This window comes from Azospirillum sp. B506, from assembly GCF_000333595.1.
Classification (GTDB): Bacteria; Pseudomonadota; Alphaproteobacteria; order Azospirillales; family Azospirillaceae; genus Azospirillum.
The window spans coordinates 1-1,462 of the sequence record NZ_BADK01000399.1; the positions used below are offsets into that span (position 1 = coordinate 1).

Consider the following 1,462-nt stretch of genomic DNA (forward strand, 5'->3'; position numbering starts at 1 on the left):
GCTTGCCGTAGACCATCGCGAGCGCCACCGTGGCGAGCAGCAGCACCGCTCCCAACGCCGAGGCGAGGCCCCAGTTAACCGTTTCCGTTGTGTAGAAGGCGATGAAGTAGCTGATCATCTGATCGGCGGCTCCACCGACGAGAGCCGGCGTGATGTAGTAGCCGATGGCCAGGATGAAGACGAGCAGGCAGCCGGCGCCGATGCCCGGAATGGTCTGCGGCAGGTAGATGCGCAGGAACGCGACCGTCGGCGAAGCGCCCAACGACGAGGCGGCGCGGACATAGGCCGGCGGGATCGCCTTCATCACGCTGTAGAGCGGCAGGATCATGAAGGGCATCAGAACGTGGGTCATCGCCACATACACGCCGAACCGGTTGTAGACCAGTTGGATCGGATCGTTGATCACGCCGAGCCAGCGCAGCGTGTCGTTGATGATGCCGTTGGTCTGCAGGACGACGATCCAGGCGCAGGTGCGCACCAGCAGCGAGGTCCAGAAAGGCAGCAGCACGCAGATCATCAGCAGGTTGGCGCTGTTCGACGGCAGCGTCGCCAGCAGATAGGCGACGGGGAAACCGAGGATGAGGCAAAGCGCCGTGACGGCGAAACCGATGGTGAAGGTGCGGAAGAAAATATCGCGGTAGATCGCCTGATCCTCCGGCGCCGCGAAGATCGAGCCGTTGTTGTCACGCTTCAGGTCAAGCGAGGCCAGCAGATAGAAGTCGGTCAGCGGGCCGCTGGCGCCCTTGATCGCCGCCCAGGTCTCCTGCTCGCCCCACATCTTGTCGATGCCGATCAGCGTGTCCTTGGCGGTACCCGGCTCCGGCGCAGTCTTCAGGTGTCGCGCCGTGGCCATCAGCGTCGTGCGGAAGCCATTGATGGTGTAATTCAGGCGCTTGGACGCCGTGGCCAGGGTTCCGTCGGCGCGGGCCTCCAGGATGTCGCCGGCCAGCGCGGCGAACGCCCGCTCGTCCGGCAGGGTCTTGCCGTCCCAATGGGACAGCGCCGACACCGTATGGGGGAGGGCGCGGGGGACCTCCCAGTCTTCGACCGAATGCCAGAGCATACCGGCGATCGGTCCGAGGAAGGTGAATAGAAGAAAAACCAGGAGGGGAAGGATCAGGGCCAGCGCCTTGAATTGGCGTGCCCGTTCCGCCCGCCTCAGGCGGCGCTTCAATGGCACTTCCGGAGGCGCATCGGCGCCGGCGACGAACGCGGCTGTCATGAGCGGGACCTCTTCGATCAATATTCCCTCTCCTGATCGACCCGGGAGAGGGTGGCGCAGGTGGCGCCGGGTGGGTCCGAAAAGCGTGGGCACATCGGGTGGACCATGTCCTCACTCGGCCCTGCCACGCCTGGGGCATGCCCTCTCCCGGCGTCGCCGGGAGAAGGATTCGCGCCTGCCTTACTTGGCCGCCCATTTGTTGAAGCGCTCGGTCAGACGGTCGAGTTCTCAAGCCAGAAG

General features: G+C 64.8%; 1 protein-coding gene. It reads right to left on the minus strand.

Annotated features, from left to right (window positions below; all coding sequences use genetic code 11):
* Positions 1 to 1,222, minus strand: a 1,222-nt coding sequence (locus I71_RS12335; protein WP_042695152.1) for an ABC transporter permease, incomplete at its 3' end; no start/stop codon positions are given.
* Positions 1,223 to 1,462 lie beyond the last annotated feature (240 nt).